This is a genomic window from Mycobacterium mantenii (assembly GCF_010731775.1).
Lineage (GTDB): Bacteria > Actinomycetota > Actinomycetes > Mycobacteriales > Mycobacteriaceae > Mycobacterium > Mycobacterium mantenii.
Genome location: NZ_AP022590.1, coordinates 5,382,813 through 5,405,740, shown reverse-complemented (window position 1 = coordinate 5,405,740; position 22,928 = coordinate 5,382,813). Strand labels below are relative to the sequence as shown.

General features: G+C 65.6%; 19 protein-coding genes and 1 pseudogene. 3 read left to right on the top strand and 17 right to left on the bottom strand.

All coding sequences use genetic code 11. The annotated features are described in order from the left end of the window. Position 1 precedes the first annotated feature (1 nt). The 9 genes from G6N50_RS24925 to G6N50_RS24885 form a co-directional block, all read right to left on the bottom strand. On the bottom strand, positions 2-2,431 hold the full coding sequence (locus G6N50_RS24925) for a CaiB/BaiF CoA transferase family protein (protein WP_083093786.1): 2,430 nt from the start codon (positions 2,429-2,431) through the stop codon (positions 2-4). Continuing rightward, on the bottom strand, positions 2,428-3,414 hold the full coding sequence (locus tag G6N50_RS24920) for an enoyl-CoA hydratase/isomerase family protein (RefSeq protein WP_083093788.1): 987 nt from the start codon (positions 3,412-3,414) through the stop codon (positions 2,428-2,430). Before G6N50_RS24920 ends, G6N50_RS24925 begins: the two co-directional genes overlap by 4 nt. A gap of 2 nt (positions 3,415-3,416) precedes the next feature. Further along, positions 3,417-4,544: a M24 family metallopeptidase gene (locus G6N50_RS24915; RefSeq protein WP_083093789.1), complete on the bottom strand. Its 1,128-nt coding sequence runs from the start codon at positions 4,542-4,544 to the stop codon at positions 3,417-3,419. Continuing rightward, complete coding sequence (locus G6N50_RS24910; protein WP_083093791.1) at positions 4,534-5,787, bottom strand: M24 family metallopeptidase; 1,254 nt, start codon at positions 5,785-5,787, stop codon at positions 4,534-4,536. The genes G6N50_RS24915 and G6N50_RS24910 overlap by 11 nt, the downstream gene beginning before the upstream one ends. Continuing rightward, a complete protein-coding gene (locus G6N50_RS24905; protein ID WP_179970189.1) occupies positions 5,787-6,848 on the bottom strand; it encodes an amidohydrolase family protein in 1,062 nt (353 codons plus the stop codon). The genes G6N50_RS24910 and G6N50_RS24905 overlap by 1 nt, the downstream gene beginning before the upstream one ends. A gap of 153 nt (positions 6,849-7,001) precedes the next feature. Then, entirely contained in the window at positions 7,002-8,246 is a 1,245-nt protein-coding gene (locus tag G6N50_RS24900; protein WP_083093792.1) for a cytochrome P450, read from the bottom strand. Position 8,247: 1 nt separating this feature from the next. After that, a complete protein-coding gene (locus G6N50_RS24895) occupies positions 8,248-8,442 on the bottom strand; it encodes a ferredoxin (protein ID WP_067736072.1) in 195 nt (64 codons plus the stop codon). Between the two features lie 11 nt (positions 8,443-8,453). Next, positions 8,454-9,119, bottom strand: a complete 666-nt coding sequence (locus G6N50_RS24890) for a TetR/AcrR family transcriptional regulator (RefSeq protein ID WP_083093794.1) — start codon at positions 9,117-9,119, stop codon at positions 8,454-8,456. A gap of 145 nt (positions 9,120-9,264) precedes the next feature. After that, positions 9,265-10,074 (bottom strand): SDR family NAD(P)-dependent oxidoreductase, encoded by an 810-nt coding sequence (locus tag G6N50_RS24885; RefSeq protein ID WP_083093796.1) that lies wholly within the window; start codon positions 10,072-10,074, stop codon positions 9,265-9,267. A 372-nt stretch (positions 10,075-10,446) separates the two neighbouring features. Between G6N50_RS24885 and G6N50_RS24880 the strand changes: the two genes are divergently transcribed. The 3 genes and pseudogenes from G6N50_RS24880 to G6N50_RS24870 all read left to right on the top strand — a co-directional run bounded on the left by G6N50_RS24880 (position 10,447) and on the right by G6N50_RS24870 (position 13,750). After that, entirely contained in the window at positions 10,447-11,211 is a 765-nt protein-coding gene (locus tag G6N50_RS24880) for an SDR family oxidoreductase (protein ID WP_083093978.1), read from the top strand. A gap of 21 nt (positions 11,212-11,232) precedes the next feature. Next, positions 11,233-11,954, top strand: a pseudogene (locus G6N50_RS24875) (SDR family NAD(P)-dependent oxidoreductase). A gap of 167 nt (positions 11,955-12,121) precedes the next feature. Next, the gene (locus tag G6N50_RS24870) at positions 12,122-13,750 is read left to right on the top strand and encodes a multicopper oxidase family protein (protein WP_142275462.1); all 1,629 of its coding nucleotides are present in this window, start codon (positions 12,122-12,124) and stop codon (positions 13,748-13,750) included. A 3-nt stretch (positions 13,751-13,753) separates the two neighbouring features. Here the strand turns inward: G6N50_RS24870 and G6N50_RS24865 are convergent, their stop codons facing one another. From G6N50_RS24865 to G6N50_RS24830, 8 genes are read right to left on the bottom strand one after another with little or no spacing between them, the layout of a single operon-like run. Next, a complete protein-coding gene (locus G6N50_RS24865) occupies positions 13,754-14,575 on the bottom strand; it encodes an alpha/beta fold hydrolase (RefSeq protein WP_083093799.1) in 822 nt (273 codons plus the stop codon). Continuing rightward, positions 14,575-15,567 carry a cyclase family protein gene (locus G6N50_RS24860; protein WP_083093801.1) on the bottom strand — a complete coding sequence of 331 codons (993 nt, stop codon included), beginning with the start codon at positions 15,565-15,567 and terminating at the stop codon, positions 14,575-14,577. The genes G6N50_RS24865 and G6N50_RS24860 overlap by 1 nt, the downstream gene beginning before the upstream one ends. After that, positions 15,551-16,381 carry a coniferyl-alcohol dehydrogenase gene (locus tag G6N50_RS24855; RefSeq protein ID WP_083093804.1) on the bottom strand — a complete coding sequence of 277 codons (831 nt, stop codon included), beginning with the start codon at positions 16,379-16,381 and terminating at the stop codon, positions 15,551-15,553. The genes G6N50_RS24860 and G6N50_RS24855 overlap by 17 nt, the downstream gene beginning before the upstream one ends. A gap of 40 nt (positions 16,382-16,421) precedes the next feature. After that, on the bottom strand, positions 16,422-17,723 hold the full coding sequence (locus G6N50_RS24850) for an LLM class flavin-dependent oxidoreductase (RefSeq protein ID WP_083093806.1): 1,302 nt from the start codon (positions 17,721-17,723) through the stop codon (positions 16,422-16,424). 2 nt (positions 17,724-17,725) lie between these two features. Continuing rightward, on the bottom strand, positions 17,726-19,453 hold the full coding sequence (locus tag G6N50_RS24845) for an FAD-binding protein (RefSeq protein WP_083093979.1): 1,728 nt from the start codon (positions 19,451-19,453) through the stop codon (positions 17,726-17,728). Positions 19,454-19,461: 8 nt separating this feature from the next. After that, entirely contained in the window at positions 19,462-20,379 is a 918-nt protein-coding gene (locus tag G6N50_RS24840; RefSeq protein ID WP_232068829.1) for a 3-carboxyethylcatechol 2,3-dioxygenase, read from the bottom strand. Continuing rightward, the gene (locus tag G6N50_RS24835) at positions 20,327-22,039 is read right to left on the bottom strand and encodes a bifunctional 3-(3-hydroxy-phenyl)propionate/3-hydroxycinnamic acid hydroxylase (RefSeq protein ID WP_083093809.1); all 1,713 of its coding nucleotides are present in this window, start codon (positions 22,037-22,039) and stop codon (positions 20,327-20,329) included. The genes G6N50_RS24840 and G6N50_RS24835 overlap by 53 nt, the downstream gene beginning before the upstream one ends. Continuing rightward, the gene (locus tag G6N50_RS24830) at positions 22,039-22,902 is read right to left on the bottom strand and encodes an alpha/beta fold hydrolase (protein ID WP_083093811.1); all 864 of its coding nucleotides are present in this window, start codon (positions 22,900-22,902) and stop codon (positions 22,039-22,041) included. The genes G6N50_RS24835 and G6N50_RS24830 overlap by 1 nt, the downstream gene beginning before the upstream one ends. Between the last annotated feature and the right edge of the window lie 26 nt (positions 22,903-22,928).

Below are 22,928 nucleotides of genomic sequence, written 5' to 3'. Positions count from 1 at the left end.
GTCAGCTCCTCGCGCGCATGGCTGGTGCGTTTCCGATCACGCCGTCGGCTTCCAGGCCGGCGATCTCCGCCTCGGACAAGCCGAGCCCGGACAGCAGCTCGCGGTTGTGCTGCCCCAGCAGCGGAGCATGCGCGGTGTGGAACTTGTGGGGTCCGGCTGAGAACCTCATCGGCACGGTGCTGAGCCTAGCCCGGCCGTTGACCGGGTGGTCGACCTCTTCGAAGAAATCCCGAAACGCCAACTGATCCAGTTCTGTTTGCCGGTGCGGTTGCATGACTTTGGCCACCGGGACGCCGGCATCCCAGAGCGTCGCAACGATTTCGTCGCGGCTGCGGTGCTCACACCACGCCGCGAGTTGCTTGTCGATGGAATCCTGGTGTGCGCGCCGGCCGGCGTCGGTCGAGAGCTCGGGATCGGTTGCCCAGGCCGGCGATCCGAGTGCCCGGCACAGGCTCTCCCACTGATGGTCGGCGGCCACCGCGATGGCGACCCAGCTGTCAAGTCGGCCGAATTCGTCGATATCGGCGCTCAGATAGAGGTTCTGTGGCGCGGCGGTGGGCCCCCGGTTGCCGGCGCGCTCCAGCAGGGCCCCGTACGCCGAGAACTCGATGACCTGCTCGGCGGCGATGCTGAGTGCGGCATCGACCATCGCCGCCTCGACGAACACTCCCTCGCCGGTGCGGCGCCGGTGCTCCAGCGCCAGCAGTATCGCGTTCAACGCGTGCACACCCGCGTTGGGATCGCCGACCGAATACGGGTCGTACGGCGTGCGGTCCGGGTAGCCGGTAAGCCAGCTCACGCCGGACGCGGATTCGATGACGTAGGCGAATGCCGGGTTGTCACGCCAGGGGCCTTCGAGGCCGAAGCCGGGCATCCGGACCATCACCACGTCCGGTCGAATCGATTGCACGGCGGCGAAATCCAGACCGATCTGGTCCAGTACTCGCGGCGTGAAGTTCTCGACGACGACGTCGCAGGTGGCGATGAGCTCCCGCAGTAACTCGCGGCCGCGCGAGCTCTGCAGGTCCAGGGTCAGGCCCTTCTTGTTGGTGTTGAGGGCCTCGAAGATTGGCGACTTTTCCCACCACTGGTCCTCGGTGATCGGCACGCCTGCGATCATCCGGGTGCCATCCGGGCGACGGGTGGATTCGACGTGGATGACCTCGGCGCCGAGCAGGGCCAGAGCGTGGGTGCAACAGGGTCCCGCCCAGAACGTCGTCATATCCAACACCCGAACGTCACTGAGCGGCAGCGCTTTCGCCACGCCGGTCGGCGCCGGCCGCGCCGCGAGATTCGCCGCGCGGTACCGCTCGGTGTGCTCCCCCAGCCGCGGCGCGGGCCGCGGCCCGCGCAACTGCGCCGGCCGCATCCGATACGGGTGGCTCGGCTGCTGAAATCCGTCACGCGGATTGCGGACGAAAGATTCGCGCTGCACAAACTGATCGAACGACGTGACATTGGCGCCGGTGGCGACGGGAGCGTTGGGGATACGGAATGCCGAGGCCAGTTCGCGGATTTCGTCGACCGGTGTGTTCGCCAGCCAGTCGAAGATCTCCTCGGCGTGGATGTTGGCCTGCTCGGTGATCGACAGCGGCGAATTCTCGTCGATCCATTCCGGGTGACCCACCATTGCGCACAGGTCGAACCACTGCTGCGCCGTCCCACAACCGAGATCCACCAGGCCGTCTTTCGCCTGAGCCACCCCCGGAATCGTCGGGCGCCGCATGTCGCGCCACGGTCGCCCGAGCAGCTCGAAATAGGAGACGGGGTAATACGTCAGGCACAGAATCTGCGTCTCGAGCATCGAGAGGTCCAGCAGTTCGCTTGCCCCGCCGTCGATTCGGCGCCATCGGGACGCCAACGTGGCCGCGCTCGCGTAGGCGCCGGCCAGGTATTCGCCGACCTGACCGCCGACGAAGATCGGCGGGCGCTCCTGTTCGCCGCGGCCGAGCCCGACGATTCCTCCCGACCACGCCTGCAGGGTGAACTCGGTCGCCGCGCGGTCTCGCCAGGGGCCTTCCAGCCCGAACGGGGTAATCGAGGTGACCGTGAGACTGCGATGGCGGGCATGGATGGCGCGCGGCGAAAAGTCCGGATGCTCGGCCACTTTAGAACCCGCAGACCACACCACCGCGTCAGCGGACGCCAGCAATCGGTTCACCAGCTCGCAGTCGCCGTCACGGGAGGGATCGGCGACGACGCTGTGTTTTGCCCCGGCCAAGAAGCTGAACAAGGCGCCATCCCCGCCGGGCGGGATGGCGCCGCCCGAGGCCGACCACGCACGCAGCGGATCACCCTCTGGCGATTCGACTTTCACGACGTCGGCGCCGCCGTCGGCGAGCAACCTCGTGCAGTAGGCGCCCGCTATCCCGGTGGACAGGTCGATCACCGTGTAGCCGGTCAGGGGCGGTTCGACGCGGTGTGGCGTCACGATTTCTTTTTCTTCGCCGAGGTGTCTTTACCGCCGCGCGCCTTCTTACTCAGCCGCCATTCGGCGGGAAACTTATCGTCGTTGTCCTTGACGGCATTGCCCAGGCCCCGCTTCATCGCGTCGTCGAGCATCAGCTCGTCGCCGTCATCCGGGCGGACGTGGGCTCCCAGCGACTCGAAGACGCCGCTGAGCATGCTGCCCAGATATTCGCCCTGGAACTGCTTCATGATCTCGAAGAAAACCTTCTGCATGAACACCGTGTCGGTGGGACGGTTGCTGGCGCATGCCGACGCGTATCTCTCCACCTCCGCCTCGAGTTCATCCCGCGGTACCACGCTGTTGAGGAAGTTACAGTCATACATCTCGGCGGCGGTGAAAGCCCTTCCGGTGAAGACCATTTCCTGGAATTTCCGAATGCCCATGGTTTGCGCCCACCACCACATGCGGGGGCCCCAGCCGTAATACCGAAACGACGGATGCCCGAACAGCGCGTCGTCGCTGGAAATCACCAAATCGGCGTCCGCCGCCTGGTAGAAATGCCAGCCGTAGCAATAGCCCTTGGCCTCGAGGATGCTGATCTTCTTGAAGTCCTGCAGGCCGCGGATGCCCGAGTTCGGGTTGGCATACCACTGGCCGAGGCTCGCGCCATTGCGGAACGAACCTTGCGGCGGATACCTGACGTCGTCGGGGTCGATGCGGTATTCGGCCAGCCGTGGGCCTTGGTCGGCCGCATCGCGCACCCGCATCACCTCGGCCAGGTCGGCGCCCGAGCCGAGGTCGTCGCCCGCCCCGCGAACCACCAACACCTTCACGTCGTCGTCAATGTTCGCCTGGTGCAACAAGTCCGCGTAACGCAGGCGCGCGGCGATCGTCGGCGCGTTGAGGTAGTCCGGCCGGTCGAACGTGATGGTCGCGATCCGGGTCGCGGCGTCCTTGTGGTACCGAATGATCTCTTCGGCCGCGGGCTCCGAGGGGTCGGGCATGGCTAGGGCTGCCAGAACGGGCTCGCGGTAAGCACTTCGGGACCCTGCGCGGTGATCAGGACCGCTTCTCGCCCGAAGACCGCGCCGACTCCTTCTTGCCACACGTATCCCGTCACGGCCAGCACCATGCCGGGCTCCAACCGCTCGTCGGCCGCGGTCTCGGGCAGGTGCGGGGAGACGACAGGGGGGTCGAACCCCATGCCCAGGCCGCGGGCCACCGGCATCGGCGGCTCGGGCTCGCCCGCCGCCCGGTAGGCGGTTAGCAGTTCTACCGCGCCCGCCCCGGGGCGGCACGCGCCGATCAGGTTGTCCCACAGGCGCGCCCAACGGCCCTGCAGCGCCGCGGCGCCGTTGGGCGCTTGCCGGATGTCGGCGGGCCAGGTCCGCCCCACTTCGCCGATATAGCCTCCCGCTAGCACCCCGGCGGAGAATGCCACCAGATCACCGTCCGCGATACGGCCTTCGCGGTTGGCGCGCTGCCAGGGGTGCTTGCGCGAGGTCACCCACGCGACATCTTGATTCGACGGGGTGCTCACACCCCCGGCCGCGGAGGCCTCCAACAAGACGCCGGCCAGTGCCTGTTCGGTCACCCCCGGCCGCAACTCCGACACCGCGGCCGCCAGCGCGGACTCGGCCACCGCGATGGACGCTCGCAGCGCGGCGATCTCCTCGTCCGTCTTGATGCGGCGGGCGGCGCGCATGGCCAGCTCGCCGTCCACCAGTTGCGCGTTCGGAAACGCGGTCGGCAGGAGCTGCGCGAAAACCGGTGAGAGCGCATCGGTTCCGACCCGCCGGGCGGTCGCCGCGCCGTCGATGCGCTGTAGCGCCGCCATCGTGTTCATCGGGTTCCACGAGATGCCGTAGAGGTTCTCGTGGGGGATGTCTTCGGGAACGCCCTCGTCCCAGGTGCTGAGGAGGTGCACCGCACCGGTCTCACGAACCAGCACGCAGGTCGGGCCGAACGGCCGGGTGCCGGCCACCCACAGTTGCGGCGCCCCGGTCACGTAACGGACATTGGCTTGCCGGCCGAGGACCAGGATGTCGAGATCGTGCGCCGCCATCTGCTCCAGCGCCCGCTGGCGGCGCCCCAAGCGCAGCGTGCGCTCGTCAGGGCAAACTTCAACCGACATGGGAGCCATAGGGGTCATAGGGGTAGTTGGTCAAACGAATCCAGCCTTCCTCGGTAATCACCAGGACCTCTTCGCTGCGATAACCGCCGGTCCCGTCCTCCCACACGACGGGTTCCAGAACCAGCACCATCCCAGACTGGAGGACGAAATTCTCGTCGAAGTCCTGGCCGAGATCTGTTCCGATCATCGGCATTTCGGCGGCGTTGACGCCAATGCCATGGCCCAGGTAGAAGTGCGGAAGCCACGGTTTGATGCCGCCATTGGCCTTGATCGCGGCCCGTCCCAGATCCGCCGCGGTGGCACCGGCCTTGGCAACACCGAGCACCGCGCTCATGATCTCGAACCACTTGTCGAACTGCGCCTGCTGACGCGGCGACGGATCCCGCCCAACGATCCAGGTGCGCCCGAAGTCCGAGCAGTAGCCCTGATAGGTGATGCTGACGTCGGTCCACAGCACGTTACCTTCGGCAAGCTCGCGTTCGGTGGTCAGCAGTGGCAGCGCCAGGTCGCCGTGCGTGGTCCATACGCCCTCGGCTTTGCTCGGCGGCATCACCTGCCAGATCGGTTCGAGCATGCTGGCGGTGGCGCCCAGCTCGAAGGCGCGGCGCAAAAAGCTTGCCGACAAATCCATCTGGCGGATTCCGGGGGCCAGGCTCTTCTGGACGTCGACCATCGCCTCGTCGGTGATCTGGATGGCCGTGCGCATGCAGGACAATTCATCCGGCGTTTTGACCGACTTCGCGGCGCTGACGATGGCCGCGGCGTCAACGGGTGGGCCACCGGGGAACAGCAGCTTCGCGGCGCGCGACATGGCGCCGGTCAACTCGTCGACCGCGACTACCGCGTTGGCCGGAATGAGGCCGGCCAGCTGACGTGCGAAATGCCGTACTCCCTCGTCGAATTCGAGATACACCGGCCCGTGCAGATGATCGGCAGGCAAGTCCGATTCCTGCGACGCTCCCTCCCGGAACGGCAGGTACAGGTGCGGCGACGTGTCGTCGGCGAGCACCACCGCCACCGGACGCTCGACGTAGGACAGGCCGGCGTCGCCCAGTGGCCAACTGGCGCCGGTCGCATACGTCACCGCGTTGTTGCCCAGCAGGATCATCGCGTCGACACCACGTTCGGTCATGGCCGAACGCAGCCGGGCCCCCGTCTCGCGGCGCAGGCGGGCCAAGTCGGCTTGTTCTGGAATCACCAGTCCATTGCCGCTGCCGGTGTCCAGTTGCGCAAGGGTCGTCACTACAGCCCCAGGAACTTCGTGACGTTGCCGCTGACGACTTTCACCGCGTTTTCCGGCCCAACGGCGTCGACCACGGCCTTGAGCGACTTCTCGGAATATCCGTAGGTGCTTTCGTTATGCGGATAGTCGCTGGACCACATCACCTTGTCCACCCCGATCTGGTCGATCAGCTGCAGACCCAGCGGGTCGACCATGAACGAGGCGCTCATGTGGGTGTCCCAGTAGTAACGCACATCGTGCTGCAGCGGGCGGTTGAACATGTGCTGGTACGATGCAACCAAGTGCTCGGCATCTTGCAAAGCCCAAGGCACCCAGGCGATCCCACCTTCGAACCAGCCGATCCGCAGCCCGGGATGATCATCGAGGATCCCGGTGAAGAGGTATTTGGCGAACTGCTCGCGGAAGCCGTCGATATTGATCATCATGCCGACCACCACGCTGTTGTACTGACACGGGGTTTTCGGCGGGGTCTCGCCGATGTGGTGGGTCACCGGAAGGCCGGCGTCTTCGATCTCGTCCCAGACCGGCTTCATCGCGGTGCTGCCGTAGTCGATCACGTTGCCGTCGTCATCCTTGCCCGGGTTCAGGGGCAGCAGGAAGGTCTTGAGTCCCAGCGACTTCAATTCAGCCAGCGTTCGTTTGGCGCCTTCGGGCTCCCACCAGTTGATCAGGCCCGCGCCGTAGAAGCGGCCGTTGGAACGCTCCTGTAGATCGGCGATGTATTCGTTGTAGATGCGGAAAGCGAGTTCGCGAAGTTTCTTGTCCGGGTAGTGGAAGAGCGCCAAGATCGCGTTGGGAAACGCCAATTCCTTTTCGACGCCGTCATCGTGCAGCTCTTGAATCCGGGCCTCGATGTTGGTGCTGGCGGCGCCGGGCAGGTCGTCGTACTGCATCAGCACGGCACTGAAGTCGCCCGGCAAGAATGACTGTCCCTTGCGGCCGACTTGGTAGGCGCCGTCCTCGTACCAGATCCGCGGCGCCTTGTCCTTCAGATCGTCGGGAAAGCGTTGGTAGAAAATGTCATCCGCCAACGAGATGTGGTTGTCCGCCGAGAAGACCACGGTTCCCTGCGGCAGGCCGACATCGCTGCCCGCGGCGTGGCCACGCCGATCCTTCGGAGCGCCGTAACCTCCGGGCGGGTAGAGCGTGCTTGTGCGAGTCGTCATCATTGACCCTCCATTCGGATCCGCATTTTTGATAAGTAGCGGGCTGGGCTACCAGGTCACCGGCAGTTCGTAGACGCCGTAGGCGAGTCGGTCATCCTTGAACGGAACCTCCTCGATCGGAATGGCAAGTTGCAGCGTGGGAATGCGCCGGGCCAGGGTGTGGAAGACGATCTGCAGCTCGGCCCGGGCCAGCTGCTGCCCCACGCACTGATGTCGGCCGTAGCCGAATGCGACGTTGCGGTCGGCGCCGGAGCGGTGCAGGTACAGCCGGTCCGGTTCGGCGAATGCGTCCGGATCCCAGTTGGCCGGAGCCAGATCGATGATGATGCCCTCGCCGGCACGGATCGTCTCGCCGGCGATGTGGATATCTTCGAGCGCGACGCGGCGCTGACCGTTCTGGATGATACTGAGGTAGCGCAGCAGTTCCTCGACCGCACTGGCGACGACCTTCGGATCTTCGGCATCGCGGATGACGGCCAGCTGGTCGGGATTTTCCAGCAGGGCGAGCACGCCGAGGCCGATCATGTTGGAGGTGGTCTCGTGTCCGGCGATCAGCAGGCCGGTGCCGAGCTGGGCGGCCTCCTTGACGCTGAGCTCGCCGGCCTTGACCCGCTCGGCGAGGTCGGAAACCGCGTCCTCGGCCGGGTTCTCCATCTTGGCCTCGACCAGCTGGGCGAGGTATTTGTTCAGGCTCATCGCGCCTTTGACGGTGTCTTCACCGGTGGCGTAACGCGCCAGGCCGACGTTGGCGTGGTGCTGGAACAGGTCGGCGTCTTCGTAGGGGACCCCCAGCAGCTGGCTGATCACCAGCGACGGCACCGGGAGCGCCAGCGCGGTGACGATGTCGGCAGGCTGGGGTCCGGCGAGTATCGCGTCGATGTGCTCGTCGGTGATCCGCTGAATGGTCGGGCGCAAACCCTCAACCCGCTTGAATGTGAAGGGCTTCGACAGCATGCGCCGGAACCGGGTGTGCTCTTCACCGTCGGCGGTGAAGACCGACCGGGGGCGCTTGTGCACCGTCGAGAGCATGCCTTCGTTCCAGTGCGGGAAGCCGGGCTGGCGGTCATCGACGCTGACTCGCGAATCCGAAAACAGCTCGCGCACTTGCTCGTAGCCCGTGATGAGCCACGGGGTGCTGCCGTCCCAGATACGGACCCGGGACAGCGGCCTGGCTTGGGCCAGTGCCATGACATCCGGCGGTGGGGCGAACGGGCAACGCGGCTCCCTGGCCATCGGATAGTCCGGGATATCGGAGGTCTGCTCCGCCGCGGTGCTGGTCAATGTGTCTGACATGTCATTCCTCGATGTGGATGGCAAGCGCGGGACAGGCCGCCGCCGCGCGCCGCGCACCTTCGGCTTGCTCGGACGTCGGATTCGGATTGAGTAAGACGACGACGCCGTCGTCATCGCGCTGGTCGAACACTTCGGGCGCATTCATCACGCAGTTCCCCGAAGAAGCGCAAACATCTTGGTCTACAGTCACTTTCATCTGCGAGCCCTTCACTCGTACGCCGTCACGGGCGCCAGCCACAGGCCCACGATCGCGTCGATGAGCCCCGATGCCGCGGCTCGCCATGAACGATGAAACGTCGATGCGCCCGCGGCAAGCGCGCGTTCACGGTCGGCGCAGGTGTGCATCAACAGGTTTCGGGCCATGATGTTGCGTTCGAAGTGCACCTCGGCCGGTAGCTCGGGCAGGCAGCGGTTGATGCCTTCGACGACCTGGACCAGCGACCGGGAGCTGAGCGCGCCCTTGACGATGATGTTGTAGTAGGCGGGGTCGGTCATCGCCTGAGCCGCGAAACGCGCGTACCAGGTCGGGTTTCCGAGCTCCTCCAGGTGATCGGTGAGCGGGCGCACCAAACAGGCCACCCAGTTGCGCATCTCGGTCGAACCACCCGTGTCGAGGAGCTCTGTCACCATCCGTTCGCGCAGCTGCTCGACGGGGCCGCGGTGCTTCTGCTCGATCGCCCGCACCAGGTCGGCCTTGGTGCCGAAATGGTAACCGACCGCAGCGTTGTTGCCCTGACCGGCGGCATCGCTGACCTGGCGATTCGACACCGCGAACATGCCGTGCTCGGCGTACAGCCGCTCGGCGGCCGCCAGGATCGCCTCCTGGGTGGAACTGGCCCGATCGGTGCGAACGGTCCGGCCGGCGATGGTCATTGGATCAGTCAACCCCGTGCCCGGGGTTTAAGTCAAGCGATTGATTTAATGGGTGGCCGCCGCCACGCGCGGGCCGACGGTGACCGCATCGTCACGCTGGAGCCCGCCCGGGACCGCACGGTCACGTGCGGGCCATTCGATGACGTCATCCCTCGCGCTTTCGGGACGTGCTCACGTTGCCCGCCACGGTGCCACCGTCCACCGGCAGCACGGTCCCGGTCACATAACGCGACCGGTCCGTGGCGAAATACAGCGCCGCCTCGGCGACGTCATCGGGGGTGCCCTCGCGCTTGAGCGGGCGATCATCCCGCATGCGCTGGCGGATCCGTGCCTCGAATTCCTTCAGCTGCTCGGGGTCCCTGCCGGCCGCGGACTTCCCCAAAATGGGGGTAGGGATACTGCCCGGCGCGATGGCATTCACCCGAATCTCGTGGTAGGCCAGCTCAATTGCCGCGGACTTGGTGAACTGAATGACGGCCGCTTTGGACGCGCGATAGATCATCACGCCGCCGCCGGCCTGGATGCCGCCGATCGAGGTGATATTGATGATCGATCCGCCACCGTGTTCGGCCATGTGCCGCGCGGCATCTCGGGTGCCCGCCATCACGCCGAGCACGTTGACCCCCATCACGCGGTGAAAGTCGGCGAGGTCGTCGTCGAGCAACTTGCGTAATGGGCTGGACATCCCGGCGTTGTTCACCATGACGTGCAGGCCGCCGAACCTTTCGACGGCACCGGTTACCAATGCTCCCACCTGTTCGGGGTCGGCCACATCCGTCTGCCGGAACACTGCGTTGGCACCGAGCGATTTCGCCAGCGCCTCGCCTCGGTCGGTCTCGACGTCGGCGATGACGACTCGCGCGCCCTCGGCCACAAACCGTTCCACCAGACCGCGACCGATGCCCGAGGCCCCGCCAGTGACGATCGCGATCTTGCCGTCCAACTCGTTAACCACACCAAGAGTTAATCGGCGTATGCCGCGTTAAGTCAAGCAGTTGATTTAATACCCGGCATGCCAGGCGCTCACCACCATGCCGGCGCCGGGCCCTCGGTAATGTCGAACAGCAAATCTTCTTCCAGCGGCGGTACGGGTGAAAATTCAACAGGCACTACCTCTGCGTGGCCGGCGTACGGAATGCGCGGCGCTCAATCTGCTGGTGTCAAGCGCCCGCTCGGGCCAAAGCCAGGTCTTGGTGCAGACAACTCCGGGGTTGCGACCTGGCCCCCTGAGTCGGATATGACTACGGACTTTCCAGGGTTCCGACCGAGGCCCGCGGGGGCCATGCTGAAGGGGCCAGTTGATCGGGAGACTCGGAAAGGCGTGATCATGAAGGTTCTGGTAATCGGCGGTAGTGGGCTCATCGGATCGCAGGTGGTCGCCCAGCTCACCGAGCTGGGGCATGAGGCCGTGCCGGCCTCGCCGAGCTCGGGGGTCAACACCATCACCGGCGAAGGTCTGTCCGAGGCTGTCGCCGGGGTTCAGACGGTGGTGGACGTGTCCAACTCCCCGTCCTGGGCCGACGACGACGTCTTGAACTTCTTCACGACCTCGACTCGCAACCTGCTCGAGGCCGAGCGTGCCGCCGGAGTCCATCACCACGTCGCGCTGTCGATCGTGGGAGCCGATCGGGCCGCTGCCAGTGGCTACATGCGGGCCAAGGTCGCTCAGGAAAAGCTGATCACGGAGTCCGGCGCACCGTACACGATCGTGCGGGCCACGCAGTTCTTCGAATTCGTTGGGGGCATTGCCGATTCGATGGCCGACGGGGATACGGTTCGCGCCCCGCATGGCGCGTTCCAACCGATTGCGGCCGTCGATGTCGCTACCGCCGTCACCCGCGCGGCTATCGGTGATCCGGCCGGGCTCGTCAATATCGCCGGCCCGGAAAAGCGCGGCATGGACGACTTCATCCGTACTCGGTTCGCCGCAACCGGCGACACCCGCCAGGTGGTGACCGACCCGGATGCCGAGTACTACGGCGCGGTGCTCGACGATCGGATGATCGTTCCGGTCGAGGGCGAGGAAGTCACCCTCTACCCCACTAAGTTCGGCGACTGGCTGGCCGCCCAGGTGCCCAGCGACGCCAAGTAGGCGTCCGGGAAGTCGACTCGGATGGAGCTGATGGATCAGACCGCCGTCATCACCGGTGGGACGGCGGGCATCGGACTGGAATCTGCGCGACTGCTCGCAAGCGAAGGAGCCACGGTCATCATCTCGGGCCGCGACCGGGCCAGGGGTGATCAGGCGGTCGAAGCCATCGGTGCGAACGCACGGTTCGTTCAGGCCGACATGGCCGACGCCGAGTCGGTGAATTCGCTTGTGCAGCAGTGCGGCGAGGTCGACATCATCGTCAACAACGCCGGCAGCTTCCCGTCCGCGTTGACGGTCGACCAGGACATGTCGGTGTTCGAGACGATGTTCAACACCAATGTCCGCGGCGCCTACTTCCTGATCGCAGGCCTGATTCCGGGGATGCTGCACCGCGGTCGCGGCAGCATTGTCAATGTCACCACCATGGCCGCGTTCAAAGGCATCCCCGGCGCCTCGGGCTACAGCGCCTCCAAGTCCGCGCTGGAGTCGCTCACCCGCACCTGGGCCGCCGAGTTCGGGGCGGCCGGGGTGCGGGTGAACAGCGTGGCACCGGGTCCCACCCGCACGCTCGGGGTAGCCGCGGCTTGGGGGACGTGAACGAAGAGCTCGGGCGGGCGCTGCCGCTCGGCCGCACCGCGTTCGCGTCCGAGATCGCCGAGGCCGTGCTCTTCCTCAGTTCACCCCGGGCCAGCTTCATCACCGGTTCCACGCTGCATGTCGATGGCGGCGGCGCGGCCGTCTAGCCGTCAATTTCCCAGATGTGTTCGCACGTACTCACTTTGACGAACGCATCCACTCTATTCGGTGCGGTGCGCCACGCGATGATCGGAGGGTCTAGCGCTCGCGGTTGCGCTCCGCCTAGCATCCAAGCACGAGAATGTTGGGACGACCCCAAGACGAGGAGCACCGATTGCCCGTGCAGCCCACAAGCGGAATCCCCGTCGGCAGAACCCAGCTCACCAGACGCGGTTTCATGGTCGCCGGTATCGCCGGTGGATTGGCGCTGACGGCGTGCAGTCAATCGAAGCTCAAAGCGTCGGGCAGTGCCCGGATGGCCGCCGCGATCGCCGAAGCCGAGGCGGCCCGGCCGCATAGCGGTCGCACCGTGACCGCCAAGCTGACGCCCCAGGCGGTGGACGTCGACCTGGGTGGACCGGTAGTCCGCACACTCGCCTTCGGCAACAGCATCCCGGGTCCGGTGATCCGCGCCAGCATCGGCGACGAGGTCGTGGTGACGGTGTCGAACCGCCTCGATCACCCGACGTCGGTGCATTGGCACGGCATCGCCCTGCGCAACGACATGGACGGCGCCGAGCCGGCCACACCCGACATCGCAGCCGGCCGCGACTTCACCTATCGGTTCTCCGTGCCGAACTCGGGTACCTACTGGGCACATCCGCACACCGGGCTAGACGAGGACACCGGGCTCTACCTGCCGGTCATCGTCGACGACCCGACCGAGGGCAACTACGACGCCGAATGGATAGTCGTCCTTGATGATTGGACCGATGGCGTCGGGAAGAGCCCAAAGCAGCTCTACGGCGAACTGAGCAACCCGAACAAGCCACCGCCGGGCACGCCCGAAACGACCACGTCGACAACGCCGACTACGACCGAGACATCCCCTACTACGACAACCGAAACGACGACGACCGAAACGACGTCGGCCAGCCCGACAACCTCGACAAGCCCCGCAGCGGCACCTGCAGCGGCAGGTGTCGGCACCAGCGATCTGCTCGGCGGCGACGCCGGAGACATCGCGTACCCGTACTATCTGGTCAACGGCCGAATCCCCGCTTCCCCCGTGACCTTCAACGCCAAGCCCGGACAGCGCATACGGATTCGCTTCATCAACACCGCCTCCGACACCACGTTCCGGGTCGCACTGGCCGGGCATGCGATGACGGTGACTCACACCGATGGGTACCCAGTGGTGCCCGCCCAGGTCGACGCCCTGCTCATCGGCATGGCCGAACGTTACGACGTCATGGTGACCGCCGCGGACGGCGTCTTCCCGCTGGTCGCGGTCGCCGAAGGCAAGAACGGCCTGGCCCGCGCGTTGCTCTCCACGGCCGCGGGCAGCGCGCCCGACCCGCAATTCCAGCCGGGTGAACTCACCAAGCGGTTGGGCACCGTCGAAATGTTCACCGCCACAACGCCGGTGAACCTGGGTCGCCCCGACCCCAACCTCAACCTTCCGGTTGTCCTGGGCGGCAACATGATGCAGTACAACTGGACGATCAATGGACAGCCCTACGGCAAGACCAATCCGCTGCACATCCAGCAGGGCCGGCGCCCCACCATCACGTTTGACAACACAACGATGATGTATCACCCCATTCATCTGCACGGGCACACGTTCCAGGTGCTCAGGGCCGACGGCAGCCCGGGCGCCCGCAAGGACACCGTCATGGTGCTGCCCAAGCAGAAGCTCGTTGCCCTCCTGGTTGCCGACAATCCCGGAACCTGGGTGATGCACTGCCACAACACCTATCATCAGGTCGCGGGAATGATGACCCGCCTGGACTACGTCTTCTGACGGTCAGAGCCCGCCCAGGAAATTCATCAGCAATTCGTTGACCACCCAGGGTTGCTCGATCTGGGGGCAATGTCCGGCCTTGTCGACCACGACCGAGCGGGCCCCGTCGATCTGCTTGGCGATCTCGGCGGCCCAGCCGGCCGGAAGGAGCTTGTCACCTCCCCCTTCGACGACAAGCGTTGGTACGCCGATGCGTTCGTAGGCTCGCGCACTCGACGGCGTCCCGGACGAAGTTGCGCCGGGCCGGCGGAATCTGGCCGCGGCGACGGCCTCCCATGCCCCCGGCGCCGTGCCCGACTCATAGCGACGCCGCACGTAGTCGTCGTCATCGGGATAGCCGGAGTCGAAGAACAGCGCTTCGACGATGCGGCGCATCGCCGGCAACGTCGCGTCAAAGCTTTGCAGCGCCTCGAAATACTCGTTCTGCTGGATCTCTCCGCCGCCGCAAATGATCACCAGACTGCGGACTGGGAGCAACGGCGTGTCCGACGTGGCGTCAGTGAGCAGATTGATGGCTCCCATCGAATTACCCACGAAATGCGCCGAGTCGACGCCGAGCAATTCGCACAACCGCGCCACATGGCGGATCCGCATGCCGCGGCCGTCGACGAAGTCGATGACCTTCGCCGAACTTCCATACCCGAGCATGTCCGGGGCCAGCACCCGATAGCGTGCTGCCAGCGCGGGAATAGTGCGTTCCCAACCGAGTTCGGCGCTGGCGCCGAACTCGCCGCCGTGCAGCAGCACCACCGGATCGCCATCGCCGGCCTCCAGGTAGCCGGTGGTCAGGCCGTCCACCAGCATGGTTCTGCGCTGAAAGTCCATCACTTGATCGCGATGGGATTGACCGGGGAGCCGACCGCGCCGACCACCCGCAGGGGCGGTGCGACCAGCTGGAACTCGTAGACGCCGTCGGCGGCGCAATCCTCCGCGAGCGCCGCGAGATCCCAGTACTCGCCGAAGATCATCCCCATGTCGCGTAGGCAGAGCAGATGCAGCGGGAAAGTTATCCCGTCGACCCCGGATACGAGGTCTTCGACCTGAAGGTTGTCTGCGGCGACGGCGGCGATCTGGTGATCATGCAGCCACTGGGCGCATCGCCAGTCCAGTCCGGAATAACCTTCGGTCTTGTTTCCGGTCATGAGAAACCTTGTCCACCAGCCGGTCCGGATCACCACAATGTCGCCCGGCTCGATTGTCACGCCCTGCGCGCGGACCACGTCGTCGAGTTCCTCCGGGGAAATCGGGTTTCCCGCTTCGAGGAAGACCTCGGCACCGCGATGGCGAACCAAGTCCAGCAGCACACCCCGGGAGGTGATGCCCTTGACGTCAACCTTGTCGATGCCACAGTGGTAGGCGCCCAGACTGGTCACCGAATCCGCCGCGAAGCCGTTGTAGAGGTAATCGTCGTAGTAGACGTGCGACAGCGCATCCCATTGGCTTGCCGCCTGCAACGGCATGATGATGATGTCGTCGTTGAAGCGGAACGGGTTGTCGGCCGTCATGTAGCTACTCAACTGCTGGGCCAACGGATTACGTGGCCAGCTGGGCCCGTACTTGGCCAGCGTGTGCACGTCTCCGCCATCGACGGTCATGATGTGCACCGGGTTATGCCGAAACTCGAAGGCGCCTTGCGGACCGGAGGCGCCGAAGTCGACGCCGAGCGGAAACACCTTGCCATGCCTGACCAGGCCGGCCGCCTGGGCGACCTTGTCCGCGGTAATGAAGTTCAACGTGCCGAGCTCGTCGTCGTTCCCCCACCGCCCCCAATTGGAGACGTCTCGCGCGACCCGCCGAAAATCAGTCAAGTCGGCCATCGGCCCGCCCTTCCTCGAGTTCACGGGCGATTGCGGCGCCCACGTTTCCGCCGTCCACCCACAACACCTGGCCCGAAATATAGCTGGCGGCATTGCTATTCAGGAAGAGCAGTACCGAGGCTTGCTCGGCGGGACCGGAAACACGACCCAGCGGTTTGGGAATGTCGTCGAGAAAGCCTTGCCCGTAGGCCGTGCGCAGCTGGTCCAGGATCGGCGTCTCGGTGACCCCGGGACCGGTGCAGTTGATGCGGATTCCCCGCGCGCCCAGCGGTGTTGCGCCGCGCATGGTGTACAGGATGATCGCTTCCTTGGACAACTGGTAGCCGGTGCCCAGCGCATCGGGATTCCCGGCGCACCAGTCGATGCCCTCCCGCATCGACGCGGTATGAAGCAGCGGCGCCACCTCCCGCAGATGCTCCCGGTATCCGGCCGCCGCAAGCGATGACACGCTCACAATGGACGACCCCACAGGCATCTTCGGGATCAGCGCCTCGGTGATGTGACGCATCCCCAAGAAGTTGATGGTCACGACCCGTCGCGGATCGCCGATCCCTGATGACACACCCGCAACATTGAACAGCGCATCAACTGGGTCCGTGACCGCGGCCACCGCCGACTCGATCGACGTTTGATCGGCCAGGTCGATTTCGTGAAACTCATCGATAGCGATGTCGGGTTGCCGCTTGTCCAGCCCGACGACCTCGGCCCCAAGCTCGGCGAGCTGCCGGACCACGTGTTCGCCGATGCCGGAAGCACACCCGGTGACCACCGCACGGCGGCCGTCGTAGCGCCACAGCTCGTCGATGTCTCGCAAGGCTCGCCCCGAAATCCTCCGACTCAGATGCCTTCCGGCACTACTTCTGCTGTTCCTTTGCGCGCTGTGCGGCCTGGACGCGGCCTTCGTTGATCTCCGCCATGGCTTCGGGGATCTCGCTGGCGGTGAACTTACCGCCACGACCAGTCGGGAGTCCACCAAACGAGTAATCCTCGTCGAATTGCGGTGCGGTCGATTTCGGCCGGCGTGCCTCCACCTTCTCGATGACGGGTTCGAGCCGCTTCGCCTTTTCCACCACCGCCTTGGCGTCGCGCTCAATGAATTCGGGGAGCACCTCTTTGCCCATCAGCTCGATGGATTCCATGGTGCCCTCGTGGCTGCGCGGGTTGAGCAGCAAGATGATCTCGTCGACGCCGCTTTCTTCGTAGCCGCGCAGGAACTCGCGCACCGTGGCCGGAGATCCGATGGCACCGCGGCCCGGCCCGTACGCCAGCGTCGGATCCTTTTCCACCTCTTCGAGATAGCGCTTCCACACCCCGGTCCGTCCCGGCGTGTGCACTCCCGTCATGTAGTAGTGCATGATTCCGAACGAGAAGAAACCGCCGCCCTGTCCGAGCCGCTGCAGCGCCTGCTCATCGGTCTTGGCCACCATCATCGAGAGGTCACCGCCGATGGCCAGGATGTTCGGGTTGATTCGGGGAGTGACCGGGACACCGTTCTCCTCGAACTCTTTGTAGTAGCCGTTCACCCGCTCGGTCAGCGGGCCGGGCCCGGTGTAGGCGAAACTCAAAGCCCCGATCGCCTTTTGGGCGGCCATCTGCACGCTGGCGGGTCGCGTGCAGGCGACCCAGACCGGCGGATGCGGCTTTTGCAGCGGCTTGGGAACGACGTTGCGCGCCGGCATCTGGACGTGTTCGCCGTTGAAGCCGGTAAACGGCTCTTCGATCATGCAGCGGATCGAAACCTCGAGGGCCTCTTCCCACTGTGCCCGCTTGTCGGCGGGGTCGATGTTGAATCCGCCGAGTTCGCCGACCGACGATGATTCCCCGGTCCCGAATTCGACGCGACCGTTGGACAGCAGGTCGAGGGTGGCGATGCGTTCGGCCACGCGGGCGGGGTGATTGACCACCGGCGGCAGGTGCATGATCCCGAATCCCAGCCGGATGTTCTTGGTCCGCTGGCTGGCCGCGGCCAAGAAGATCTCCGGTGCCGTCGAGTGGCAGTACTCCTCGAGAAAATGGTGCTCGGTCAGCCACACGGTGGAGAATCCCGCTTTGTCGGCGGCCTCGACCTCGTTGAGACAGTCCTGCAGCATGACGTGTTCGTCGTCGGGCGCCCAGGGCCGCGGCAGAGCGAATTCGTAGAACAGTGAGATTTTCATCCTTACCTCCTATGAGTATTAATGGCTCGGTTGGCCGCTTGGGCCGCAACGTGTTTCGCCGCGACATAGCCGAAGGTCATGGCTGGGCCGATGGTTGCCCCGGCACCGGCGTAGCTGCGGCCCATCACCGGCGCGGAGGTGTTACCCACCGCGTAGAGTCCATGCACCACGGTGCCATCGGCCCGCAGCACGCGGGCGTGCTCGTCGGTCAGCAGCCCGCCGGAGGTCCCCAGGTCTCCGAGGACGATCCGGAAGGCGTAGTACGGCGGATCGCCGAGCGGATACAGGTTCGGGTTGGGCAGGGTGTGGTCGCCGTAGTAGTTGTCATACACGCTGTCGCCGCGGTTGAAGTCGTCGTCGTGTCCCTTGCGGGCGAGTTCGTTGAAGCGGCGGGCGGTTTCGGCAAGCTGGTCCGCGGGCACGCCGATCTTCGCCGCCATCTCGTCCCATGTCATGGCCGCTTTGACCACACCCGATTCCAGCCAGGCCGACGGGATCTTCCGGCCGGTGGGCACCGGCGCCCCCGGGATCTTGGGTATCGGCAGGTGGCCCCCGACGACGTAGCGATTGAACGATCTGTGGTCGGTGATCAACCAACACGGGATGTGGGTGATGCCGGACCTCTGGCCGTCGATCATGGCGTGACCGAAGTCCATGTAGGGGGCCGCCTCGTTGATGAAGCGCTTGCCCGCGCCGTTGACGATGAACTGCGCCGGCATCATCCGTTCGTTGAGCATGAATTGCATGCGGCCATCCGGCCACTGGATCGCCGGGAACCACCAGGCTTCGTCGAGGAGGTCCGTTGCCGCGCCGACCTTTTGGCCGGCGCGGATGCCGTCGCCCATGGCCGCGGGATTGCCGAAGCTCCAGTCTTGGTCCACCTCGGGCAAAAGTTCCTTGCGCCAGGCGAGGTCGTGGTCGAAGCCACCGGACGCCAGGATGACGCCCAGGCGGGCGCCGACCCGCTGCGACTTGCCCTCTCGTTCCACCACCGCACCGGTGACCGCTCCGTCGGCGTCAGTGAGCAGCTGCACCATTGGCGAGTCCAGCCAGAGCGGGATGCCGCGTTCCCTCAGCGCCAACCGGAGCCGGGCCGCCAGCGACTGCCCGATCGCGGCCATCCGCTCGCCGAACACCCGGGCCCGGACCATCCGTGAAATCAACTTCAGCAGCACACCTTTGCCGGCCCATGACTGCCTGATCCGGTAAAACATGCGCAGTTCCTTGGGGCCCAACCAGATTCCCTTCGGGGCCAGCGCCAGGGGCTGCAACAGCTTCTGCTCGTCGGGGCCCAACTTCCGCAGGTCGATGGGCGGCACGTTGATGGTGCTGCCCAGTTCGGAGCCGCCGGGCAACTCGGGGTAGTAATCGGCATAGCCGGGCTTCCACACGAATTCGAACCACCCGGACAGGTGCTCCAAGAATTGCAGCATTTGTGGTGCGGTCTCGACGTATTGCCGCAGCCGCGCCTCGCTGACCAGGCCCTCGGTGATCTGTTTGAGGTAGTCCACGACGGCCTCGGGCGAGGGCACGTAACCCTCCCGCCGCTGGGCGGGAGCTCCGGGCACCCAGATTCCGCCGCCGGACAGGGCGGTGGAACCCCCGAAGTGGGAGGACTTTTCGATCACCAGCGCGTCAAGCCCGGAGGCCTGCGCCGTCAGCGCGGCCGTCATACCGCCACCGCCGGACCCGACGATGACCACGTCGACGACGTGGTCGAAACCGTCCAATGCCGCCGTCACTTCGGAATCGCCGTTCTGATGGCGAAACCGGCGATCAGTTCGGGCGCGGGTTTGTAGTACCGTCCGATGGTCTCGTAGGGCCCCGCCGCTTCCAGCGCCGCGAACGCCGCTACCCAGGTACGGATTTCCTGCGCGGAACTGCCGCCCTCGTGGGCGACAAACGAATTCGACCACCCATCCAATTCGCTCAGCCATCCTCCGTCGATGATTTCCAGGAATCGGTGGTCCCACGTCGGGTTGAGTGCCTCCAGTTCGCTCTCCCCGGTAGCGAAATTCCTGGCCGCGTCGATGACGGCGGCTTCCCGGGCCTGGCGCTGTTCGGTGGTCATCGGCCTGCCATGCACGATCCGCTCCAGCACCGGCGCAGGTGCGGTTGCCAGGGTCGGCACTGGCGGACTGTGCGAGAGTCCACCGGAGCCCAAGATCAGAACTCGCTTGTCCAGGGTGGTCAGGTAGCTGCCGACGGCGGTGCCGAGCGCACGGCAGCGATGCATCGGCCCCAGCGGCACCCCGATGGCGTTGACGAAGATCGGTATCACGGGACGCGAGGTGGCGTTCCCGAAGAGCTTCTCGAGCGGCTGCACGGTGCCGTGATCGACGTCCATGCTCGCCGATACCGCGACGTCGATGCCCGCGTCGAGAACCGCCTTCGCGCAGTCGGACGCAAGGGTTTCCGGCACGTTCAACGCGCCGGCGTAGGTGCCGTAATCGCCTACCCCGCAGGCGCTGGTGCCGATGCAGAAGGGCGGCATCACCTTGTAAAAGAAGCCGTTGTAGTGATCCGGCGAGAAACTGACCACCAGTTCGGGGTCATACTCCTCGACGAAGCGTCGCGCTTGCGCAATCGCGCCTTCGATGTCGTCAAGCAGGTCCTGCGACGGCCCCGGAAGATTCAGGAGAGGGCTGTGCGACATACAGCACAGAGCCAGTGTCACTTTGGAAATCACCTCCTCGCGGCGTGAGTGCGAGCGCATCAAGGAGTGCGGCGCTCAGATCGGGTGCGCGCTGAGCGATGCAGGCACCCGCGATGCAGCGGTCGGGGCGTAGGAACAGCACCGATTCGGAGTGGGCGTCGAACCAAGATTTGAGCTCACCGTGCCGATCGCCGACGACCACGACATCGGGGTCGTCGTGTCCGGTCCAGTGCAGCTGGGTCGCCGGCCGGAGCGCAAAGAACCGGGCGCCCAGCGCCTTCCAGTTCGCGAACGCTACATCGCCGAGAATCTTGCGCGGGTTGTTGTTCCAGCACAACACGGCGAACCAGGTGCCGAGCACGTCGTCGAGCAGTACGTTCTGCTGGTCTCGGGTGTCGACGCGCGGCTGGATGAACAGCGTTCCCACCGGCGAATCGGTACCGCCCGGCGCGGCGTGCACGACGGCGCCGTGCTCGTAGCGGGGCATCGGCTTGAACCGCATTTCCAGCACATATCGCTTGAGCGACGGCACGACCGACGCCGACCGCACCAGAAGGTCCCGCGCGGTTGCCACCCGGCGGTTGGTCGGCGAGATCACCCGCCCCACCATGGTGGACAGGTCGATCATCGCGCGGGCGTGCTTGCGACGTTCCACGTCATAGGTGTCCAGCAGCGTGTCCGCGGCCCGGCCGTTCACCACCGCGGCGAGCTTCCAGCCCAGGTTCGCCGCGTCCCGGATCCCGCTGTTGTAGCCCTGCCCCTGCCATACCGGCATCAAGTGAGCGGCATCGCCGGCCAGCAGCAGCCGGCCCTGGCGGAACGCGCCGGCGATCCGTGAGTGGTGGGTGTACACCCGGCGCCGGATCACGTCGACCCGGTCGGGGTGGGGCACCATCCGGGCCAGCATCTGCGTCAGGAACGCCGGGTCTTCGGCCTGTTCGTCGGTCTCGTCGACGTGAATCATGAACTCGAAGCGGCGAATTCCGTGGGCGATAGAGATCGAGGCATACGGACGTTCGGGGTCGGCGCCGACCTCGCTGTTGGGGTGCCCGAGGGGGTCGTTGGCGATGTCGACGACCAGCCACCGTGTCGAGGACGTCGTTCCGTCGAAGGACACTCCCATCACCCGGCGGGTCATGCTGCGGCCGCCGTCGCACCCGACCACGTAGCGCGCCCGCACCCTGGCGCTATCCCCTTCGCCACCAAGCTCGACCGTGACGCCGTCGGTTGTTTCCGCGCAGCCGGTCATCGGCCTGCTCCACCGCACCTCGACGCAATCGAATCGGTCGAGACCGGCCAGCAACTCGGCGTCGACGAGCGGTTGGACGAACCCGTTGCGCTTGGGCCAACCGAAACGCGCGTCGGGTGGGGCCATTTCAGCAAGCACCCGGCGCTTGGCGTCGAAGAAACGCAGAATCTGGTTGGGGACCGTATGCGGCAGGACACGGTCGACCAGGCCGATCGACTGGAAGGTGCGCAACGACTCGTCATCGAGGCCGACGCCGCGCGGATAATCGATCAGGCTATCGCGTTCGTCGACCAACAACGTTCGAACACTTTGCAGACCAAGGATATTGGCCAGGGTTAGACCGACCGGGCCCGCGCCGACGATGACAACGTCGACGTCGACGCCTGGTGTCTGGTGCCCGTCGGTTGCCATCAGCGCCCTAGCAGGAAGTCGAGATGCAACTGGTTGAACGTCTTGGCGTCCTCGTACTGCGGCCAATGACCGCACCCGGGCATCACTTCGAAGCGAGCGCCCGGAATCATCGAGGCCATGCGACGACCCTCCGTCACGTCGGCGGTGGGGTCGTCACTGGTCCACAGCACCAGCGTCGGGGCGATGATCGACCCGTATTCGTCCGGGCCGAGGATGTTGCGCGCCCGAATCTCCGGATCTTGCAACGCCATGATATCGCTCATGGCGGAGACGAATCCCGATTGGCGATAGACCCTTTGGCGGCTGGCAACCAGGTCGTCGTACGCCTTAGACTTGTCGGCCATCAGCCATTTGATGCGCGCTTGCACCGTTTCCCAAGTCGGGTCCTCGGCGGCGGCCATGGACAGCGTGATGATCCGTTGCATCACCACGGGATCGGCCTGCGAGCCACCGGCGGTGTTAAGCACCAGTCGCTTAACCACATCCGGGTGGTCGACCGCGGTACGGGCGGCCACCCAGCCGCCGAGCGATTCGCCACTGATGCACGCGCGATCAACCCCGATGGTGCGCAGCACCGCCATCAAGTGCTCGACGTAGTGGCGGACTTCCAGCGGATGTCCCGGCTTGTCGGTGTACCCGTGGCCGAGCATGTCGATCGACCAAGTCCAGAAATGCTCGGCGTGCGCCGCCAGATTGCGGACGTAGGCCTCGGCGTGGCCACCGGATCCGTGCAGTAGCACCAGCACCGGCTTGCCGGGATCACCGGCACGCAGGTAGCGGGTACGCACGCCTCCGGCGTCGAGGTAGCCCTGCTCAAACGCGACGCCCTGGAGATCGCTCCAGATGCTCTCGAACTCCGCCACGGTGCTGTCCGGCCTCCAGATCGGGA